This is a genomic window from Streptomyces canarius, from assembly GCF_014650735.1.
In the GTDB taxonomy this organism is placed as follows: Bacteria; Actinomycetota; Actinomycetes; order Streptomycetales; family Streptomycetaceae; genus Streptomyces; species Streptomyces olivaceoviridis.
Map to the genome: position 1 here is coordinate 1 of NZ_BMVN01000091.1, position 15,652 is coordinate 15,652.

The following is a 15,652-nucleotide window of genomic DNA, read 5'->3' on the forward strand; positions in this document are numbered from 1 at the left end:
GTCGCACCAGACGAGGCCTGAAGCCCCGAGACCCGGGGCCTCAAGACGCCGGCTGAGCCTTGACCATCCGGCCGGGCCGTTCAGCGAGATGGCGGACAACGCCGAAGATGCCTCGGCGGTCGGGTCGACGGCGTCAAAGCCGCCGGCCGGCCTGAACGAACTTCATTGTGCATGCGCTGCAACACCAAGTTCGCCGACGAGCGCTGGCAGGAGATCAGGCAATCCTCGTGGCCCGGCGAGTGGGACCGGCTGTGCGGGCCGTGTGCCCAGCAGGCTGCCGACCGCCACGAGGCTGAGCGGCATCGCGCGCCGCCAGGCGGAGGAAGCCCAGCGCGCGGCCGCCGAAGCGCCGGTCGCGAAGCCACGCAGCCGGTTTGGCATCGGACGTCGCCGATGGCTGTGGCCACCACGGACGTGCCCGCAACGGGCCCGGCAACCCAGGCCGGGCCAGACGTCGTCTCCGGCCCCTCGTTATCGGTGGTGACTGCAACGCTAATCAGATGAACGGCGATGAGCAGCTGCTGAACGGCCAGGTCTACGGCGCGGAGCACGACGACCCCAACCCCGGCCCGCTCCCGAACCGGACCTTCGCCGAACTGGTCGGCGGGCCACTGGACGGCCTGCTGCTGTACATCCACGAGTGGCGGACCGAAGAAGTCGACGACGGCGTGGCCCTGTCCACCGAACTCGGGCGGTGGCCCGGCGGCCGCGCCCTGTACGACCCGCACCCCGGCGAACCCCGCACGCCCGGCCCTGGCGTCAGCTGCCGCTTCCACTACTCCGGCGACACGCCCTGACCCTGTGGCCGGCCTAGCCAGGGCTGCCGAAGGATACGACGTCGCTGGGGGAGAGGTCGGGGCGAGGGCGGTGCCATCGTGCTGGGTGGCGCCACCGGCCGGTGCTGTCGCGGGCGACGTCGACGCCGACTTCCACGACCAGCTCGGGCCGGACCAGGGTGGCGTCCAGGGCTTCCCGGCTGCCCCATCCGGCGGAGAAGGTCCAGCCCGTCCACGGGTGTGTGCCTCTGGACGGGGCCAGAAGTGCGGCAACGCTGCGGGCGGCTGCCTGGGGGAGCGTCGTTGTGCGGCCGGTGTACTGCAGACGGCCGTCGGTGTCGTAGCGGCCCAGCAGCAGTGTCCTGGGTGTCCTCAGCGATCCGGTGACCGCGCCGACGATCGCCTCCTGGGTCTCGCGCACTTTGTACTTGCGCCACCCGCGTACCGACGGTGCGTAGATGCTGTCGAGCTGCTTGTACACGATTCCCTCCACGCCGACGGCTGTCCAGGTCAGCCACTCACGGACCGTGTCCGCCTCGGTGGTCGACGGGCACAGCGCCCAGGGCGCCGTCAGCCCACGATCCAGGAACAGCTCCTCCAGGGCGGCACGTCGGCGCCGGTAGGCCCACCGGGTGGTGTCCGTCCCTGCCAGGCGCAGCAGGTCGAAGGCGACGTAGTGAGCCGGCCACTCACCGGCGAGCCGGGCCGCTCCGGCCCCACGGGCTTGTAAGCGGCCCTGGAGCCGCTCGAATGCCAGCCGTCCGGACTCCCACACGACCAACTCGCCGTCCAGCGCGGTGGCGTCCGGCAGTTGCGCGCACCCGGCCCGCACTTCTGGGAAGGCCGGCAGCAGGTTGGTGCCGCGGCGTGAGCGCAGCATGATGTGGCCGGCCTCCACGGACACCGCGGCTCGCCATCCGTCCCACTTCACCTCTGCCGCCCAGCCCGCCGGCAGAGCCGGGTCCGGCACGGGGGCGGCGAGCATCGGCTCGGGCAGCGTCCATGTCATGTCCGATGCCTTCCACCCCGGCCGGCCGCCGTTCGGGTGCCTGCCCTCCGGCCCGGCGGGCGCGGCACGCCCAGCGGTGCGAGCGTGAAGACAACAGGCGCGACCCCGGCACCTGCGCATGCCGGGGCTGGAAGGGACGGAGCACGATCATGGCTCGGGCGATCTGGAAAGGCGTGATCACCTTCGGCCTGGTCACTTCTCTGAACTAGTGGCCCGTCTCGCATCGTTGGCCGGGTAATCGAGGCGAGATGGACCGCTGGAGTCGGATGTCGAGTTCCAGGAGTGGACGCACCGGAGCACACAGAATGGGGAGCGGCGGGCAGGGCTGAGCCCATGGTGAGGAAGCTCAGATCCAGCGCTGAGTGATCCGGAATGTTCTGGTGCCTCGAGCGGTTGCAGCCGGTTGCTACCAGGCTGTTGCCCGAGACGGGGGAGTGCGCGTGAAGATCGGTGACATACAGGTTCTGCCGGTGTGGGACGGGGTGGGGGTCGAGGTCGCGGCGGACATCCTGTCCCGTCCCGGCGTGGAGGATCCGTGGACCTGCCACACCGAGCATCTTGAAGCGGACGGCACCTTGCGTCTCCCGCTCGGCGGCTTTTGCGTCCGCACCGGCGAGCGGACCGTACTCGTTGACACCGGTGTGGGCGCGTTCGACGATGGCCGGTACACGGGAGGGGACCTGCTCTCCTCTCTGGCCGACTACGGAATCACCCCAGCGGACGTGACGGACGTCGTTCTCACCCACCTGCATTTCGACCACATTGGCTGGGTGACGCACAACGGCGCGGCCGTGTTCCCCCGGGCGACCTACCGTGCGCACCGGGCCGACTGGGAGTACTTCGTCACCGGCGACAACGCGCAGCCGAGCGCCGTCGACAAGCTCACTCCGCTGGGTACGCGGCTGGAGCTGTTCGACGCGGACTTCACGCTGGCGCCCGGTGTCGATGCGCGCCATGTGCCGGGCCACACCCCCGGCTCCACGGTGTACGTGGTCTCATCCGGTGGCCGTAGGGCCGTCCTGTTGGGGGACGTGGTGCATTCCGTCGTCCAGTTCAGCGAACGGGATTGGGAGGTGATCTGGGACGTCGACCCTGCCGCCGCCTCGGCGGTGCGCAACCGGATCGCGGACCAAGCGGCGGACAGAGACGACCTGCTGGTAGCCGCGCACTTCCCTGGCATGCGCTTCGGGCGCGTCGTCGTGGGGGATGGTGACCGCCGCTTTGTGGCCGTCTAGTGGCTCGTCACGCAGCCTTGGCCGGGTAATCGACCTGCTGCTCGTTGGCCATGAACGCATCGGGCGAGGACGGCAACTGCTGAAATGCTCTGCTTCCCTTGCGGATCACGCCCAGCAACTGCTCTGCGGGCAGCGGGTCACGCTGCCGACTGGTCAGCAACTCGCTGGCCCGGGCCCCGTTGGACACCCAAAGGGCCAGAAGAGCACGGTCGCGGTTGTAACGCAGCGCGGCTAACAACTCGTTGAAGCAGTCGTCGGGCAGCCGCCGCGGTAGACGCTGAGGCAGCGACGGCCGGTACCTGCCCCCTGTCGACTGCCGGGCAGTCCGGCCAGCTGCCGACGGCAACCGGCGGCGTTCCCGCGCTGGAGGAAACGGGGGTGCCGACGGCCGACCGCCGGCGCCAGTGGGGCCGGACGGGCTTCGGGGCGATCTGCATCCAGCGGGCGAAGTCCCGTGCGTCCACCCGCGTCGCCCGGTCCCACGCCACACCCCAGCCGGCCAGGAACCGCCACCAGCGCAGCAGGTCCATCCCGTACGAGCGAACCGTCGACGGCGGCCGCCCGCACGCCTGGAGCGCGGCGAAGAACGCCTCCACCGGTTCCACCGCGGCCCCGTCCGCGTCCAGCAGCACATACGGCCGGCCTGGATCCGCCGTCTCCACCAACCGACCCGAATCCGGCAGCACGAAGCCCACCAGGTCCCGGGCGGCACTATCCGCCTCGAACATGCCGGGGAAGCTAGCAGAAACCCCGTCTGACCTGCGAATACGTCGGATTTAGTTCAGTCAACGGGACCGTCCCCGTCGGCCTGTACACCGCGACCGAGGACCACGCCGTCCATTTCCACCAGTTGCAGCGGGGCACCTCGGACCGGGTCTGCAACAAGCGGGTGAACGAACGCACCGGCGACGAGGTGGACACCAGTGACATCGTCAAGGGCTACGAGCTGGACGAGGGCCAGTACGTCGTGGTCGAGCCCGACGAACTTGACGAGATCGCGCCGGGCCGCTCGCAGACCATCGACATCACCGACTTCGTCGACCTGGACCGGATCGAGCCGGTCTACTTCGACCGCACCTACTACATCGCCCCCCGCGGCACCGAGTACACCAAGGTCTACGAGCTGCTGCGCGCCGCCCTGGCTCAGGCGAGCAAGGTGGGGATCGCCACCTTCGTCATGCGCAACAAGCAGTACCTGACCGCGCTGCGCGCGGAGGACAAGGTGCTGGTGTTGCAGACGCTGCACTGGGCGGATGAGGTCCGTGACCCGGGCCAGGAGCTGCCCGAGCTCCCCTCCGGCCGGGCCGGGCGGGGCAAGCAGCTGGACATGGCGCGGCAACTGGTCGACGCGCTCAGCTCCGACTGGGATCCCTCCCGCTACCGTGACACCTACCAGGAGAAGGTGCGCAGGCTGGTCAGGGCCAAGGCCGAGGGCCAGTTGATCGAGGCGGCCGAGGAGCCGCCGGAGGCGACCAACGTGATCGACCTGATGAAGGTCCTCGAAGGCAGCCTGAAGGCCGCCCGCTCCGGCCGCGGCAAGGAGCCGGCCGGCGAGCGCGAGGAGAAGGCCGCACCACGCAAGGCAGCCGCCCGGTCGTCGGCAGGCGGGCCGGTGAAGACGCCGGCGCGGAAGGCTCCGCCGAAGAAGGCCGGAGCGGTGCGGGCCCGCGACCGCGGTGCCGGCGGCAAGAGAGAGTTGCAGAAGCTGAGCAAGGCGGAGCTGTACCAGCGGGCGACCGAACAGGACGTTTCCGGCCGGTCGAAGATGAGCCGGGAAGAGCTCATCGACGCCCTCGCCCGCAGCGGCCGCCGCCGCAAGAAGACCGCCGCCTGACTGCTGCCGGCCGCGCATACACGGTGCCGCACGGTCCGGCGATGCTACGAGCCGAGCTCCTGGCGCACGTCCAGGTAGCAGCGCAGCCGGACACCGGGCTCCCCTGGAGCCCGGGTCGTGGTGTCCGCGGTCGCGGTCGCCCACCGCCCGGCGAGCAGCTCCTGGATCGCGAATGCCGTCTCGTCATCGGCGGCCGCGACCTCGACGACGGCCAGGCCCGGCTCCGCCACATGCACTTCGCTGATCGGCTTCATACCAGGCATCACGCGCCGGACACCGCCCGCAGTTCTCCCTTCCTGGAGTGTTCACCCGGCTGGAGTAGGACCAGCTCAGGGTGAGGCGACGACGCAGGCGGTGCCAGCCGCGCCCGGGAGATCCGAGAACCTGGAGGCGGGTGGGAATGTTCGCCGGGCAGGTGTGGTTGAAGGGGGCGTGATGGTGAAGGGAACAGTGTCCCCGGGCCTCATCTATCGCATGCGAGGACGATCGTTCGGCTGAAGCCTCGCATTGCCTTTCGCCGCGTAGGCGACCGCCCTTCACGATCACACCCCTTTGAGGGTTCGCCCCGGCCGGCATGCTGGCCGGGGCGTTCTCGTTTCAGTCGGTGCCGCAGGCTGTGTCGGGTCGGCAGTGGACACACGGCGGCACCCCGTTCCGGAGAGCGTCGAGGGCCTGCTCGCGCGTGGCGGGCCGGCAGCGGCCGCTCTTCTTCGCAGCCCAGCAGCCACCGACGTGGACGGCGTCGACGTTGGCCCGGTTCAGGCCGTGCTGGATCAGCCAGTCCGCAGGGGCCGGCCGCCTCTGCTCGCCCCGGCGCCGCTCCGCCTCCCGCCGCTCCTCCTCGGCGATCCAGCGGTCGATCAGCCCCAACTGCCGCACGGCCTGCTGCTCGACGACGCGCCGGGCGAAGCGCAACGCGTCCAGACGCGAGAGCGGCTGCTCACCACCCACCTGCTCCTCCCGGCCTGCCGTGTTTCCGTTTGCCCTCAAATTCGAACAAGAGATCTAATTGGATTATGCATCGCGTCGACCACCTCACCGACACCCAGGAGCGCATCCTGCGCTGCATCCGCCAGCACATCGCCGACCACGGCCAAGCGCCGACGATGCAGCAGATCGGCGCGGACGTCGGCATGCGCAGCCGGGCCTCCGTGCACTACCAGCTGGGCGAGCTGGAGGCGAAACGCGCGATCGTCCGCGAGCCGGGGCGGTCCCGAGGGATCCGCCTCGCATGACCGGCGGCGGCCGCTACCACCTGCTGCTCGAACTCGGCGGTCGGCCGGTGCAGCACGGCTGGTGGCACCGGGAGGAGGTGGCGCGGGACAAGTTCCGCCGCTGTGTCAGCGACTACAGCAGCACGCCCGGCGCTCGCGTCAGCCTATTTGACGACGAGACGGGACAGGTGCTGGCCACCTGGCCCGACGACCGGTAGAAGGCTGCGCCGGCTACTCGGCCTGCGGAGCGTCTTGAGCGTGCCGGGCGGCCTTCTTCACGGCCTGCTCCAGCTCATACCGGTTGCTCTCGGTGGCTTCGGCGTGCGCGGTGACGGCGGCCTGCACCTTCCCGGACGCCTCGCGCCAGCGGCGCCACTGGGCGTCGTACGCCTCACCGGCCAGGCCGGCGAGCTCGCAGCGGTAGCCGGCGGCCGACGGCAGTCAGATGCTGGGGCTCTGGTTGACCTTGGACCGGTTCGAGGCAGCCGGCACCGCGATGAGGGCCCAGTCGTCGCCAATCAAGCTGGAACGATCCGCCGAGGAGGAACGCGCCAAGCTCGTCACCGACTGGGTGGCCGACAAGATGCGTTGGGGTCTTGAGCATCGCGTTCTGCGGATCGATGCCGTCGGCGAGCAGGTTCCGAGCATTTCTTGGCTACCCGCAGGGTCTCAGGTTTGTCGGGACTATGGCGAGAGCGGCGCTAAACGTGCCGAGGGTCACGTCCGGTACCTGACTTACAGCCGAATCACCCCAGTTCATGAGCTTGACCAGGGCATGGCACCCCTCATAGACATTGGTCGGCGCGACATCCGACCACCGCCGCCCTGCTCAAGAGGGAAACACACATGGGCCCGGCGGCCAGAAGGGGACACATACCTTGTCTGGTTTATCGAGAAGAAAACGCATCCTGTTCGCTGTCGCCACGGCAACCGTCATGCTCCTCGGAGGAGGCAGCATCGCCGCCGCCGACAGCAACGGCGCAACGCCCAAGTGGGAGTATTCGCCAGCCTCCCGTCCTGCGGCAGGCCTAGAAACGCTGACTAGGGCCAACGACCACCGACCCGAGTCGGGGAACAACCTCAAGGCTGCACCGGGCACCAAGGATGCGAACGGGGTGTGGCAGGTCAACCGCACGACTCCCACCCTGTCCAACACCGTCACCGACGGCGACGGCGACACCGCAAACCTGACCTTCGAGGTCTACACCACCGACGCCAACGGCAACCCAAAGGACCAGGTCAAGCTCACCGACCCCGACACGGGTAAGCCCGCCGACTACGGCGTCGTGGTGTCCAACTATGTCACCTCCGGCGGCACCGCGAAGGTCACCCTGCACTACGGCGACCTGAAGACGAACACCACCTACGCCTTCCGCACCTCCGCCTACGACGGCAGCCTGTACGAGACGGACTGGTCGGCGTGGGCGAAGTTCAAAACCCGCGGCCGTGCCGTGGACATCAAACTCCCGGAGCCGAACAAGAGCGCACCGGCGGTGGACCTGGACAAGTACCAGGAGCCGCAGGTCGGAACCCGTAACCGGCCCGAGGTCACCCCCACCGCGAAGGCCGCAGGCAAGGGCAGCGAAACCTGCACCGACCACGGCCAGAAGATCACCTGTATCAAGGTCGGGAAGCCGTCCGACTTGAGCGCCAGGCAGAAGCAGGACATCGCGAACAAGCTCCGTGCGGGCAGCGGCGATCTGGTCCCGTGGTGCAACGACACAGGCGTTTCGGTGGGCAAGGACTACCTCAAGCGGGACAGCGCCTGCCTGAAGTGGGCCACGCCCATCGTGTTCACGTACAAGGTCAAGGCACCGGATGGGAACATCTACAACCCGGCGGACGCGCACTTCGCCTCGGCCATCGAAATCAAGCTCGACCCAGTGTCCCGGAAGTTCACCCAGCGGTTCGCGCTGGTGCCGATGGACCCGTTCATCGTGGAGCACGGCACCATCGGCATGCCGGGACCATTCACCATGACCCCGACGTTCAAGTGCTCCCCGGAGTGCACCACCGCCGCCCCTGTGTGGGATGGCTCCAATACGTGGCAACCGAAGGGTGACATCCACGCCGCGTACGCCACCTTCAACCACGAGTGGACCGGCGGCGCAGCCACCAAGATCACCAGCCTCCAGCTGGACTGGACCATCGCTGGGACCGTCAATGACGGCGCGGGGGAGATCGAGAACGACCCGCAGTGGCTGGGCAACTCCATCCCGGACTTCGATATCCGCTGCGACGTCGTCGCCTCCGCCACCAGCCCCGGCTGTGTGTTCGCGGCCTACAAGCCGACCTGGGTGATGAACTTCGCCAAGACGCCGGCCGCCGTCGCGCACGCCTGGCTGATCCAGTCAAAGCTGCCCAACCACCCCGGCTCCAAGGCAGCGGGCAAGCCGATCAAGTACTTGCCTGCGTCCGTGCGGGATTCGGATCTGAACCGGAAGGTCATCTGCCCGGATGGCTGGGCCAAGACCTACGGCAACCCCGACACCACCCCGATCGACACGAGCGACACCGCCAGCTGCGATGAGTTCGCCTACGCCGCCTCCTATAACTCGGCCGGTATGCCCGCCTCCCTGGGCGGCATGAACGAAGTCGAAACCGGCAACGACTGCGTGCAGACCTACGCCTCCCGCATCGCGACGGGCGACTGGAGGCTGTACGACGACATCCGTACCGCTGCTCCGACGTGGAAGGAGGTCTGTGGACGCTCGTCTATGTCGAATTACCAGAACACTCAGTCGATGCAGCCGTTTTCCGGAACGTTCTCCTCGGCATCGAAGTACCGTCTGCTGGACGAGGACGAGTACTGGGTGGCCTTCCCCGAGTTCGCGCACTGCGACGCGTCCCAGGTGACTGTATCGTGCACCGTTCCGAAGCAGTGACCGGTTCGTAGGACACTATCCAGACTGGGGCGGGGCGGCCGCGGCCGCCCCGCCCCAGTCGCACCCCTGAGAACCAGGAGAAGACATTGAGCGACGGCATCACGTGGCTGGCCGACGCCTGGCGCGGGGAAGCCCCCACCCTGTTCGTCACCTTCGCACGCGGCATCAGCCCACGCGACCTCGTTGTCCGGCTCGGCGCCCGGCCCGCAGAAGTGCTCGACCCGATCACCTTCGCCGAGGCCGAACGGCTCACGTTCAACGACCGCGAATCAGCCCGCGTGGCCCGCTTCGGTGAATGCGCGGGCTGGTCATATGCGGTGGAGCAGGGCTGGCCCTCCAAGGCTTGGTGGGCTCGCCCCGACGTCTCCGCAGGCGGGGTCGAAGTCTTGCACCTGACCCCGAAGCCGGACGATCCACCCAGGGAGTGCTGGTACTACCGCGACGGCCAAACGGTCGGACGCTTCGACATCGGCGACACTCCAGACGAGGGCATGGCGTTCCTGCTCCCGGCATTCGAAGAAGCCGGACTCCTCGATGATGACGTAAGTGAGGAGTTCGACTCGTTGCGTGCGACCCTTGCCGCCTTGCAGCAGCACTTCGGGCTGTCACTGCCACGCCAGGAAGTTCTGACCGGCAGGCTGCCCGCAGCGGTTACGGCGGCCGTTCCGCCCGAAAACCTAGGAGACTGATACTCCAGTTACAGTTCGCTATCCCTGCTGGTCCTCGATACCTTCTTGAGTCTATTGGGGCACGCAGCCCCAACTCAGGGCTTGATCAAGTTCCCCGAGCGTCGGCGTTGTCGGTGATGCCCAGGAGTGGGAGGGCTCGTTCGGGCTGGTCGTGTGCGGCAGTAGCCGCACAGCGGGCACTCCCTGCGGGCCGTGGTGCCGGTCCGGTCCGGGTGCTGCGGTTTGGCCGCCGTTAGAGTTGCGGTGCCGGGGGGCGCCCGGCGCGGCTCTAGTTCAGGTGTCAGGAGTACGACATGGCGAGGATCAGCGCGGCCCACGTGATGATGCGGGTGCTGGAGGACTGGGGTGTGGGGACGGTCTTCGGGCTGCCGGGCGGTTCGCTGGACTCGACGATGGCCGCGGTCCACGACTTCCGGGAGCGGATCCACTACGTCGGGGTGCGGCACGAGGAGGTGGGAGCTCTCGCGGCGGTCGCTCAGTCGAAGCTGACCGGTCGGATCGGCGTGACGATCGGCTCCGCGGGGCCGGGTGCGGTCCATCTGCTCAACGGGCTCTACGACGCGCGTGCTGACAACGTCCCGGTGCTGGCGCTGGTGGGTCAGGTGCCGACCTCGCTGATGAACACGGACTACTTCCAGGAGATGCCGGAGAACCCGGTCTTCGACGACGTCGCCGTCTACAACCGCACGGTGACCTCGCCCGAGCTGCTGCCCCAGGTCGTGGACACGGCCATCCGCACCGCCTATGCCAAGCGCGGAGTCGCGGTCGTGGTCATCCCCAAGGATCTGGGCTGGGCCGAGATCGAGGACGACTACGTGTCCTCGGCCGGCGCCTGGACCCAGCCCGAGTGGCGGCTGGAGGCGCGCTCCGAGGACGTGGCCAGGGCGCTGGAGCTGATCACTACGGCGGAGCGGCCGATCCTCTACTTCGGCCGCGGCGCGCACGGGGCGGCCGACTTGCTGAGGGAGCTCTCGGAGCGCCTGGGGGCGCCGCTGGTTTCGACGTACCTGGGCAAGACGATCCTCGACGATGCCGAGCCCTCCTACATGATCAGCACGGGCCGCGTGTCGGCCAAGCCCGCGGTGGACGTCGGGCTGACGGCCGATCTCATCGTCTTCATCGGCACGAACTACGAGTTCGGGGCCCACCTGTTCAGCCCGGACGCCCGGTTCATCGACGTCAACCTCGAGCCGACGGTCATCGGCGCGCGTCATGCCGTGGAGCTCGGCATCCGGGCCGACGCCGTCGTCTTCCTCGAGCAACTGCTGGATGCCGTACGTGCCGCCGAGCCGCCGTCCCACGCCGGCGGCCCCTCCGCTGCCGCCGGGGCGCGGGGTCGCTGGCTGGCCGCGGCGCGGGAGGACAAGCGGCAGTGGGACGCGTGGGTCGCCGAACGCGCGCGGGACGAGGACCTGCCCCTGCGGCTGGAGGCTGTCTACGCCGAGATCAACCAGGTCACGGAACCGGACGCCGTGTTCGGGGTCGATGTCGGCAACGTCAACATCTCGACCGCGCGGTTCCTGCACCTGGGGCCCGGCCACCAGATGGTGACCTCCCCGTTCTACGCCACGATGGGCTTCGGGCTGCCCGCCGGCATCGCGGCCGCCCTGTCCTACCCGGGCCGCCAGGTGTGGACCCTGTCGGGAGACGGCGGCATGGCGATGGTGATACCGGACCTCGTCACCCAGGCCGAGCAGCGTCTGCCCGTCATCAACGTGGTGTTCACCAACAGATCGCTGGGCTTCATCGAGGCCGAGCAGGACGACACGCCGCAGCCCCATTCCGGCATCGCTCTGTCCGACGTCGACTTCGCCAAGGTCGCCGAGGGCTTCGGTGTCCGCGGCCACACCGTCGTGACCCGCGAGGAGTTGCGCGAGGTCCTGAGCAAGGTGGCCCACACCGAGGAGCCGGTCCTCATCGACGTCAAGGTCACCGACGACCGGCAGCTCCCCGCCGAGCAGTTCCCCCTCCGCGCCTCGGACCGCGCGGACTTTGCGGACTTCCGCCGCCGCTACCGCGCCGAGGCCCTCGAGCCCTTCGCGGACATCGCTGCCCGACACGGGGTCGCCTTGGGGTGAGTACGAGGCCGGCACCTTCCGGGTCCGGCCTCTGGAGCCTCGACGTTCCCGCCGGGCAGACGGGCTCGGTGGCGTCACCGGCTCGTGTGCCGTGGCGTCAGGGGTCCCGGCCCCTGGCGTCCGGGCACGGCACCCGGGGGCCGGCGCCGGTGGCTGCGGTCGTTGCCCCACGAGGTGGCGTCGACTCGGCGGCCACGGTTGTCGCGCAGGACGGCGGATTCGTCGTCCCAGACGGCGCGCCGGCGGTCCTGGCAGGAGGCGGACAGGAGGCCGGCACGCGCTGTGAGGGCATCCTTCGGTACATGCGGCGGCCGGCCGGCATCAGAACAAGATCGGCCGACCCTGTGGCCAGGGATTGATCAAGTTCCGTGAGCGTCGGGGTGGTTGGTAATTCCCAGGAGTGGGAGGGCTCGCTCGGGCTGGTCGCGGATTGCCCGGGTGGTCTTGGCGATGTTGTCGGCTCCGAGGGTCTTGAGCAGGCCGATGGCGAGGTTGCGGAGGGTGGCCATGGCGCGGGGTGCGGTGCCGGTGTGGACGGTCGAGGCATCCTCGGCGAAGGTCACGTCTCTGACGTGGTGCAGGGACTCCACTGTCCAGTGGCCTCGGATCGCGGCGGCGAGTTCGGCCGGGGTGGTCTGGTGGGCGTCGAGGCTGGTGACGGCGTAGACCGTCTCGCGGCTCGCGCGCCGGCCGGTTGGCCGGCGGCGTCGGTGGACGCGGACGGCGAGGCGGGCGTGAGGGAAGGCGATCCCGCCAAGTCCGTCGGCGATGCCGCACATCTTGAGGGAGCGGGACTCGTGGCGGCCGTGACCGGTGGACGAGGCGGTGTTCTGGATGGGGATGTCCCGCCAGGGCAGGGCGGCGAGCTGGCGGTGTGCGGTCGCCTGATTGGCCTTGATCACCGCGATGTAGTGGGCGTTCTTCGTCTCGACCAGCCAGGTGACGTTCGCCTTCACCGAGTGCAGGGCGTCGAAGGTGACGAGTGCTCCGGTCAGGTCGAGAGGTTCGAGCAGGGGCCGAAAGTGCGCGGTCTCATTCGTCTTCGTTCCGACTTCCGCCTGGGCGAGGGTCACCGCTTGAAGGTGGGTGACCGCGGAGAGCAGATGCCTGCGACCGGCGGACAGACGGGCCGAGCCCTTCAGAGCCTTGCCGTCGACGGCGATCACCTGCCGTTGGTCCGGAGCTGTTCGCGCGGTGTTCCGGTCGGCGAGGTAAGCGCCGACCGCCCGGTCCAGGCAGTCACCGTCGACGGCTGCCAGCACGCGGCCGATCGTGGTCCGCGAGGGAGACCGGCGCCACTTGAGGGGATGTGGGCGGACACCGACGGCCGCCAGTACGGCGTCCGAGGCCCGCTGGGCCCACTCACCGATTTCGTCGACGCTCCTCGCGCCGGAGACGCCCGCGCAGGCGCAGACGAGAAGGATCGCGGTCAGCGAGTACCAGCGGCCCCGCCGCCACGCGGGTCGGGCACCGACTCCAGGAAAGGCCGCAGGTCAGCGACTTGGTCGGCCTCCAGGGAACCCAACTTCCCCAGCACCGGCGGGATAGGCGAAGATACAGCGGCAGGCACGGGCCACCTCGTGATCGTTGAGCGTAGACACCCCAATGATCACCAGGCTCGTGCCTGCTCTGCTATGTGCCCCAACCGGTCACCACACGACCAACTTCCCGACCCCGGAACTTGATCAAGCCCTGGTCGGTGGCCCGTGGTATGAAGCTCACGGCCAAGCCGCCCTTCCGCTTCGAGGGCCTCTCCCAGTGCATAGGTGATGTCGATGCTGCGCTCCACGCCTGCGTCAGGTGGCGCCAGTACAGCTGAAGTCGGCCGTGGCAGCACGGGAAACCGGCTTCCGGGATGCGCGAGGTAGAGCGCGTCTGTGAGCGTGGTCTTGCCGACGCCGTTCGCACCGATCAGCACACTGAATCTGCCGGGAAGGGTGCAACTCATTGGAGTCTCAGCGCTCGCCCGCAGGCCGCTCACCGCAACTCGGCTCAGATGCATGGCAGATCCCCCGATCAGCTCGGTCATTCTGTAAACATCATCGCTCAGCGATACGCACCCGCACACCCCTTCTGATCGTTGGGGACATCGCATTTCCCTGGGGTGCGCGGGGTGACCGTGTGGGTCTCCCGGTGCTCGCTCAGAACAGTGCTAGGCCCTCGCTGCTGGTGTCCGCGATGACTGGCCGGGACTGGGCAGGGAGGCCGTCCAAGCGGTCAGGGCCGGCTGCGGCGGCCACGGCAGGCGCCGTCTCGGCCAACCAGATGCGAAACCGCTCGGCGGCTTCGCGGTAGGGGACTTGCGCCAGGACATGGTGCTCGCCGGAGGGGCAGAGGTCGACGGCGACAGTGAGCAGGCAGGAACGGGGAGCGTTCTGACTGCCCCTCCAGAATACGCGCAGGACACCGCAGGGCTTGCGCCCGCGGGAGGCGGGGTGGCTCGGGCGCAGCGTTCGGCAGGCTATGTAGGCGGTCCATGCGGCGAGGTGCGGCAGGGGCAGAGTGGTGCGTGCGCGGCAGCCGGGGCAGCGATGCCAGTGGCGAAGCCAGTCGTCGGTGTCGGTGTGGAATAGGCGTGTGTAGCGGTTCGTCACGCGGATGTCGTTGCTGTACAGGTGGTCGGGACGTTCTAGTGTGTTGCAGGACTGGCAGACGGGGGCGCGGACGTAGCCGTGTTCGTGGCAGTGGTCGAGGACGGCGGCGGGCGCAGTGTGGCAGACGGCGCACGCCCACCCGGCCACCCTGCGAGAGGTACCGGACTTCCTGCTGAGCACCGAGTACAGCTGGCCCTCCAGCTCTTTGTTGTACGGGCGCAGTGAGGCGGAGGAGCCCTCGGGGGGCGTCGTCTGCCCGCCGTCGCCGGCTCGGGCCTGCTGGGGGTGGTGGGCCGGCTTGATGGCGGCTGCGCTTGCCTGGCGGGTCCGCGCGGCTTGGCCCCACTGCGTTTCGGTGTGCTCGGCCGCATCCAGCAGCCTGACCACAGCGCGCGGCAGCCACCAAGTCCGCTGCGTCCCGTCGCTGGTCTGCTCCACGAGTATCTGTCGCCAGTCGATCCCCGCCAGATGGTGCGGCCGGCCGTTTTCACGTCGTGCTGCCCGCTCGGGGCCGTGCAGCTCCTGCAGTTCCCGCGCGATGCGCCGGCGCCAACGCAGCGGCGTTTCCTCGTTGCACTCCTGCCTCGGCGCCTCACGGAACGGACCGATGCGGACCAGGTCCTTCCGGTCCATCCCGACCGCGTTCAGTTTCGCGGCTGCCCTGCGCACCTCAGCCTCCGGAACAGTCCACTGACCGCCGCTCGCGCGCACCGTCGCCACCGCATGGCCGCCGAGCAGGACGTACCCCACCCGGGCACGGGCAGGAGAGCAGGTGAACGCCCCAGCCGCCGTCGGCACAGCGCTGTCGGCCGTCAAATCGACCCACAGAGCGTCCGCGGTAGCCAGGGTGATCAGGCCGTCTGTGTGACCGGTTATGACACGCTCTGACATACCGACAGGCTAACGGCCTGCAACACGGCAACGGTTCTCCAGGCGCCTCGTTCAGCCGGGCTGCCACCCACGCCGCACCCCGCCGGCCCGCAACTCCTTAGCTTGACTCTGTCGGGGATCTTGGAGTTTCCCGGTGCGACAGCATGGTCGACGGGCATGCTCGTGTAGTTCCGCCGACCGATACAGCTGTCGAGGTGCTCGTTGTCCCTTCGTCCCCGTTCCGGTGAGCAGGTCCCGTCTCTGACTGCGCAGGTTGCGCGGGCGAGCAACCCGGGCGGCACGACGGCGATATGGGTGCGTGACCGCCTCGATGGGCTGTGGTGCGACGAGGACTTCGCCGACTGGTACCCGCGGGACGGGCGTCCGGGTCTCTCACCCGCTCAACTGGCCACCGTCTGTGTGCTGCAGTTCCTGCTCGGCCTGTCGGACAGGCAGGCCGCCGAGGCG

16 protein-coding genes are annotated in these 15,652 nt (G+C 68.9%); 9 read left to right on the forward strand and 7 right to left on the reverse strand.

Translation table 11 applies throughout. The features are described from left to right. Window positions 1-500 precede the first annotated feature (500 nt). Window positions 501-797 (forward strand): hypothetical protein, encoded by a 297-nt coding sequence (locus IE294_RS44155; protein WP_189894982.1) that lies wholly within the window; start codon window positions 501-503, stop codon window positions 795-797. Window positions 798-810: 13 nt separating this feature from the next. Here the strand turns inward: IE294_RS44155 and IE294_RS44160 are convergent, their stop codons facing one another. Continuing rightward, window positions 811-1,785 carry an ATP-dependent DNA ligase gene (locus IE294_RS44160; RefSeq protein WP_189894983.1) on the reverse strand — a complete coding sequence of 325 codons (975 nt, stop codon included), beginning with the start codon at window positions 1,783-1,785 and terminating at the stop codon, window positions 811-813. A 440-nt stretch (window positions 1,786-2,225) separates the two neighbouring features. Between IE294_RS44160 and IE294_RS44165 the strand changes: the two genes are divergently transcribed. Beyond that, on the forward strand, window positions 2,226-3,020 hold the full coding sequence (locus tag IE294_RS44165) for an MBL fold metallo-hydrolase (protein ID WP_189894984.1): 795 nt from the start codon (window positions 2,226-2,228) through the stop codon (window positions 3,018-3,020). 7 nt (window positions 3,021-3,027) lie between these two features. Here the strand turns inward: IE294_RS44165 and IE294_RS44170 are convergent, their stop codons facing one another. Both IE294_RS44170 and IE294_RS44175 read right to left on the reverse strand, forming a co-directional pair. Next, the gene (locus IE294_RS44170; RefSeq protein WP_189894997.1) at window positions 3,028-3,258 is read right to left on the reverse strand and encodes a hypothetical protein; all 231 of its coding nucleotides are present in this window, start codon (window positions 3,256-3,258) and stop codon (window positions 3,028-3,030) included. Then, a complete protein-coding gene (locus tag IE294_RS44175) occupies window positions 3,158-3,748 on the reverse strand; it encodes a site-specific integrase (RefSeq protein WP_189894985.1) in 591 nt (196 codons plus the stop codon). Before IE294_RS44175 ends, IE294_RS44170 begins: the two co-directional genes overlap by 101 nt. 26 nt (window positions 3,749-3,774) lie before the next feature. Between IE294_RS44175 and ku the strand changes: the two genes are divergently transcribed. Further along, window positions 3,775-4,854, forward strand: a complete 1,080-nt coding sequence (gene ku / locus IE294_RS44180; protein ID WP_189894995.1) for a non-homologous end joining protein Ku — start codon at window positions 3,775-3,777, stop codon at window positions 4,852-4,854. Window positions 4,855-4,898: 44 nt separating this feature from the next. Here ku and IE294_RS44185 read toward each other — a convergent pair whose 3' ends face one another. Both IE294_RS44185 and IE294_RS44190 read right to left on the reverse strand, forming a co-directional pair. After that, window positions 4,899-5,108 (reverse strand): DUF6207 family protein, encoded by a 210-nt coding sequence (locus tag IE294_RS44185; RefSeq protein WP_229918074.1) that lies wholly within the window; start codon window positions 5,106-5,108, stop codon window positions 4,899-4,901. Between the two features lie 343 nt (window positions 5,109-5,451). Further along, window positions 5,452-5,805, reverse strand: coding sequence for a DUF6233 domain-containing protein (locus IE294_RS44190; RefSeq protein WP_189894987.1), 354 nt, complete (start codon window positions 5,803-5,805; stop codon window positions 5,452-5,454). A gap of 65 nt (window positions 5,806-5,870) precedes the next feature. Between IE294_RS44190 and IE294_RS44195 the strand changes: the two genes are divergently transcribed. The 5 genes from IE294_RS44195 to spxB all read left to right on the forward strand — a co-directional run bounded on the left by IE294_RS44195 (window position 5,871) and on the right by spxB (window position 11,720). After that, the gene (locus IE294_RS44195; protein WP_189894988.1) at window positions 5,871-6,089 is read left to right on the forward strand and encodes a LexA family protein; all 219 of its coding nucleotides are present in this window, start codon (window positions 5,871-5,873) and stop codon (window positions 6,087-6,089) included. Further along, on the forward strand, window positions 6,086-6,286 hold the full coding sequence (locus tag IE294_RS44200) for a hypothetical protein (RefSeq protein ID WP_189894989.1): 201 nt from the start codon (window positions 6,086-6,088) through the stop codon (window positions 6,284-6,286). The genes IE294_RS44195 and IE294_RS44200 overlap by 4 nt, the downstream gene beginning before the upstream one ends. A gap of 660 nt (window positions 6,287-6,946) precedes the next feature. After that, the gene (locus IE294_RS44210) at window positions 6,947-8,953 is read left to right on the forward strand and encodes a hypothetical protein (RefSeq protein ID WP_189894990.1); all 2,007 of its coding nucleotides are present in this window, start codon (window positions 6,947-6,949) and stop codon (window positions 8,951-8,953) included. An 86-nt stretch (window positions 8,954-9,039) separates the two neighbouring features. Next, a complete protein-coding gene (locus tag IE294_RS44215) occupies window positions 9,040-9,642 on the forward strand; it encodes a hypothetical protein (protein WP_189894991.1) in 603 nt (200 codons plus the stop codon). A gap of 293 nt (window positions 9,643-9,935) precedes the next feature. Beyond that, window positions 9,936-11,720 (forward strand): pyruvate oxidase, encoded by a 1,785-nt coding sequence (gene spxB, locus IE294_RS44220; RefSeq protein WP_189894992.1) that lies wholly within the window; start codon window positions 9,936-9,938, stop codon window positions 11,718-11,720. A 359-nt stretch (window positions 11,721-12,079) separates the two neighbouring features. Here spxB and IE294_RS44225 read toward each other — a convergent pair whose 3' ends face one another. Continuing rightward, a complete protein-coding gene (locus IE294_RS44225) occupies window positions 12,080-13,153 on the reverse strand; it encodes an ISAs1 family transposase (RefSeq protein WP_229918076.1) in 1,074 nt (357 codons plus the stop codon). A gap of 708 nt (window positions 13,154-13,861) precedes the next feature. Next, complete coding sequence (locus IE294_RS44230) at window positions 13,862-15,205, reverse strand: endonuclease domain-containing protein (RefSeq protein WP_189894993.1); 1,344 nt, start codon at window positions 15,203-15,205, stop codon at window positions 13,862-13,864. A gap of 294 nt (window positions 15,206-15,499) precedes the next feature. Between IE294_RS44230 and IE294_RS50315 the strand changes: the two genes are divergently transcribed. Then, window positions 15,500-15,652, forward strand: a 153-nt coding sequence (locus tag IE294_RS50315) for a transposase (protein ID WP_506005385.1), incomplete at its 3' end; no start/stop codon positions are given.

Bases quoted from the DNA above. Each gene is read 5' to 3' on its own strand.
- IE294_RS44155 (WP_189894982.1), top strand. From the start codon at position 501: ATGAACGGCGATGAGCAGCTGCTGAACGGCCAGGTCTACGGCGCGGAG.
- IE294_RS44160 (WP_189894983.1), bottom strand. From the start codon at position 1,785: ATGACATGGACGCTGCCCGAGCCGATGCTCGCCGCCCCCGTGCCGGAC.
- IE294_RS44175 (WP_189894985.1), bottom strand. From the start codon at position 3,748: ATGTTCGAGGCGGATAGTGCCGCCCGGGACCTGGTGGGCTTCGTGCTG.
- IE294_RS44185 (WP_229918074.1), bottom strand. From the start codon at position 5,108: ATGAAGCCGATCAGCGAAGTGCATGTGGCGGAGCCGGGCCTGGCCGTC.
- IE294_RS44195 (WP_189894988.1), top strand. From the start codon at position 5,871: ATGCATCGCGTCGACCACCTCACCGACACCCAGGAGCGCATCCTGCGC.
- IE294_RS44200 (WP_189894989.1), top strand. From the start codon at position 6,086: ATGACCGGCGGCGGCCGCTACCACCTGCTGCTCGAACTCGGCGGTCGG.
- spxB (WP_189894992.1), top strand. From the start codon at position 9,936: ATGGCGAGGATCAGCGCGGCCCACGTGATGATGCGGGTGCTGGAGGAC.
- IE294_RS44230 (WP_189894993.1), bottom strand. From the start codon at position 15,205: ATGTCAGAGCGTGTCATAACCGGTCACACAGACGGCCTGATCACCCTG.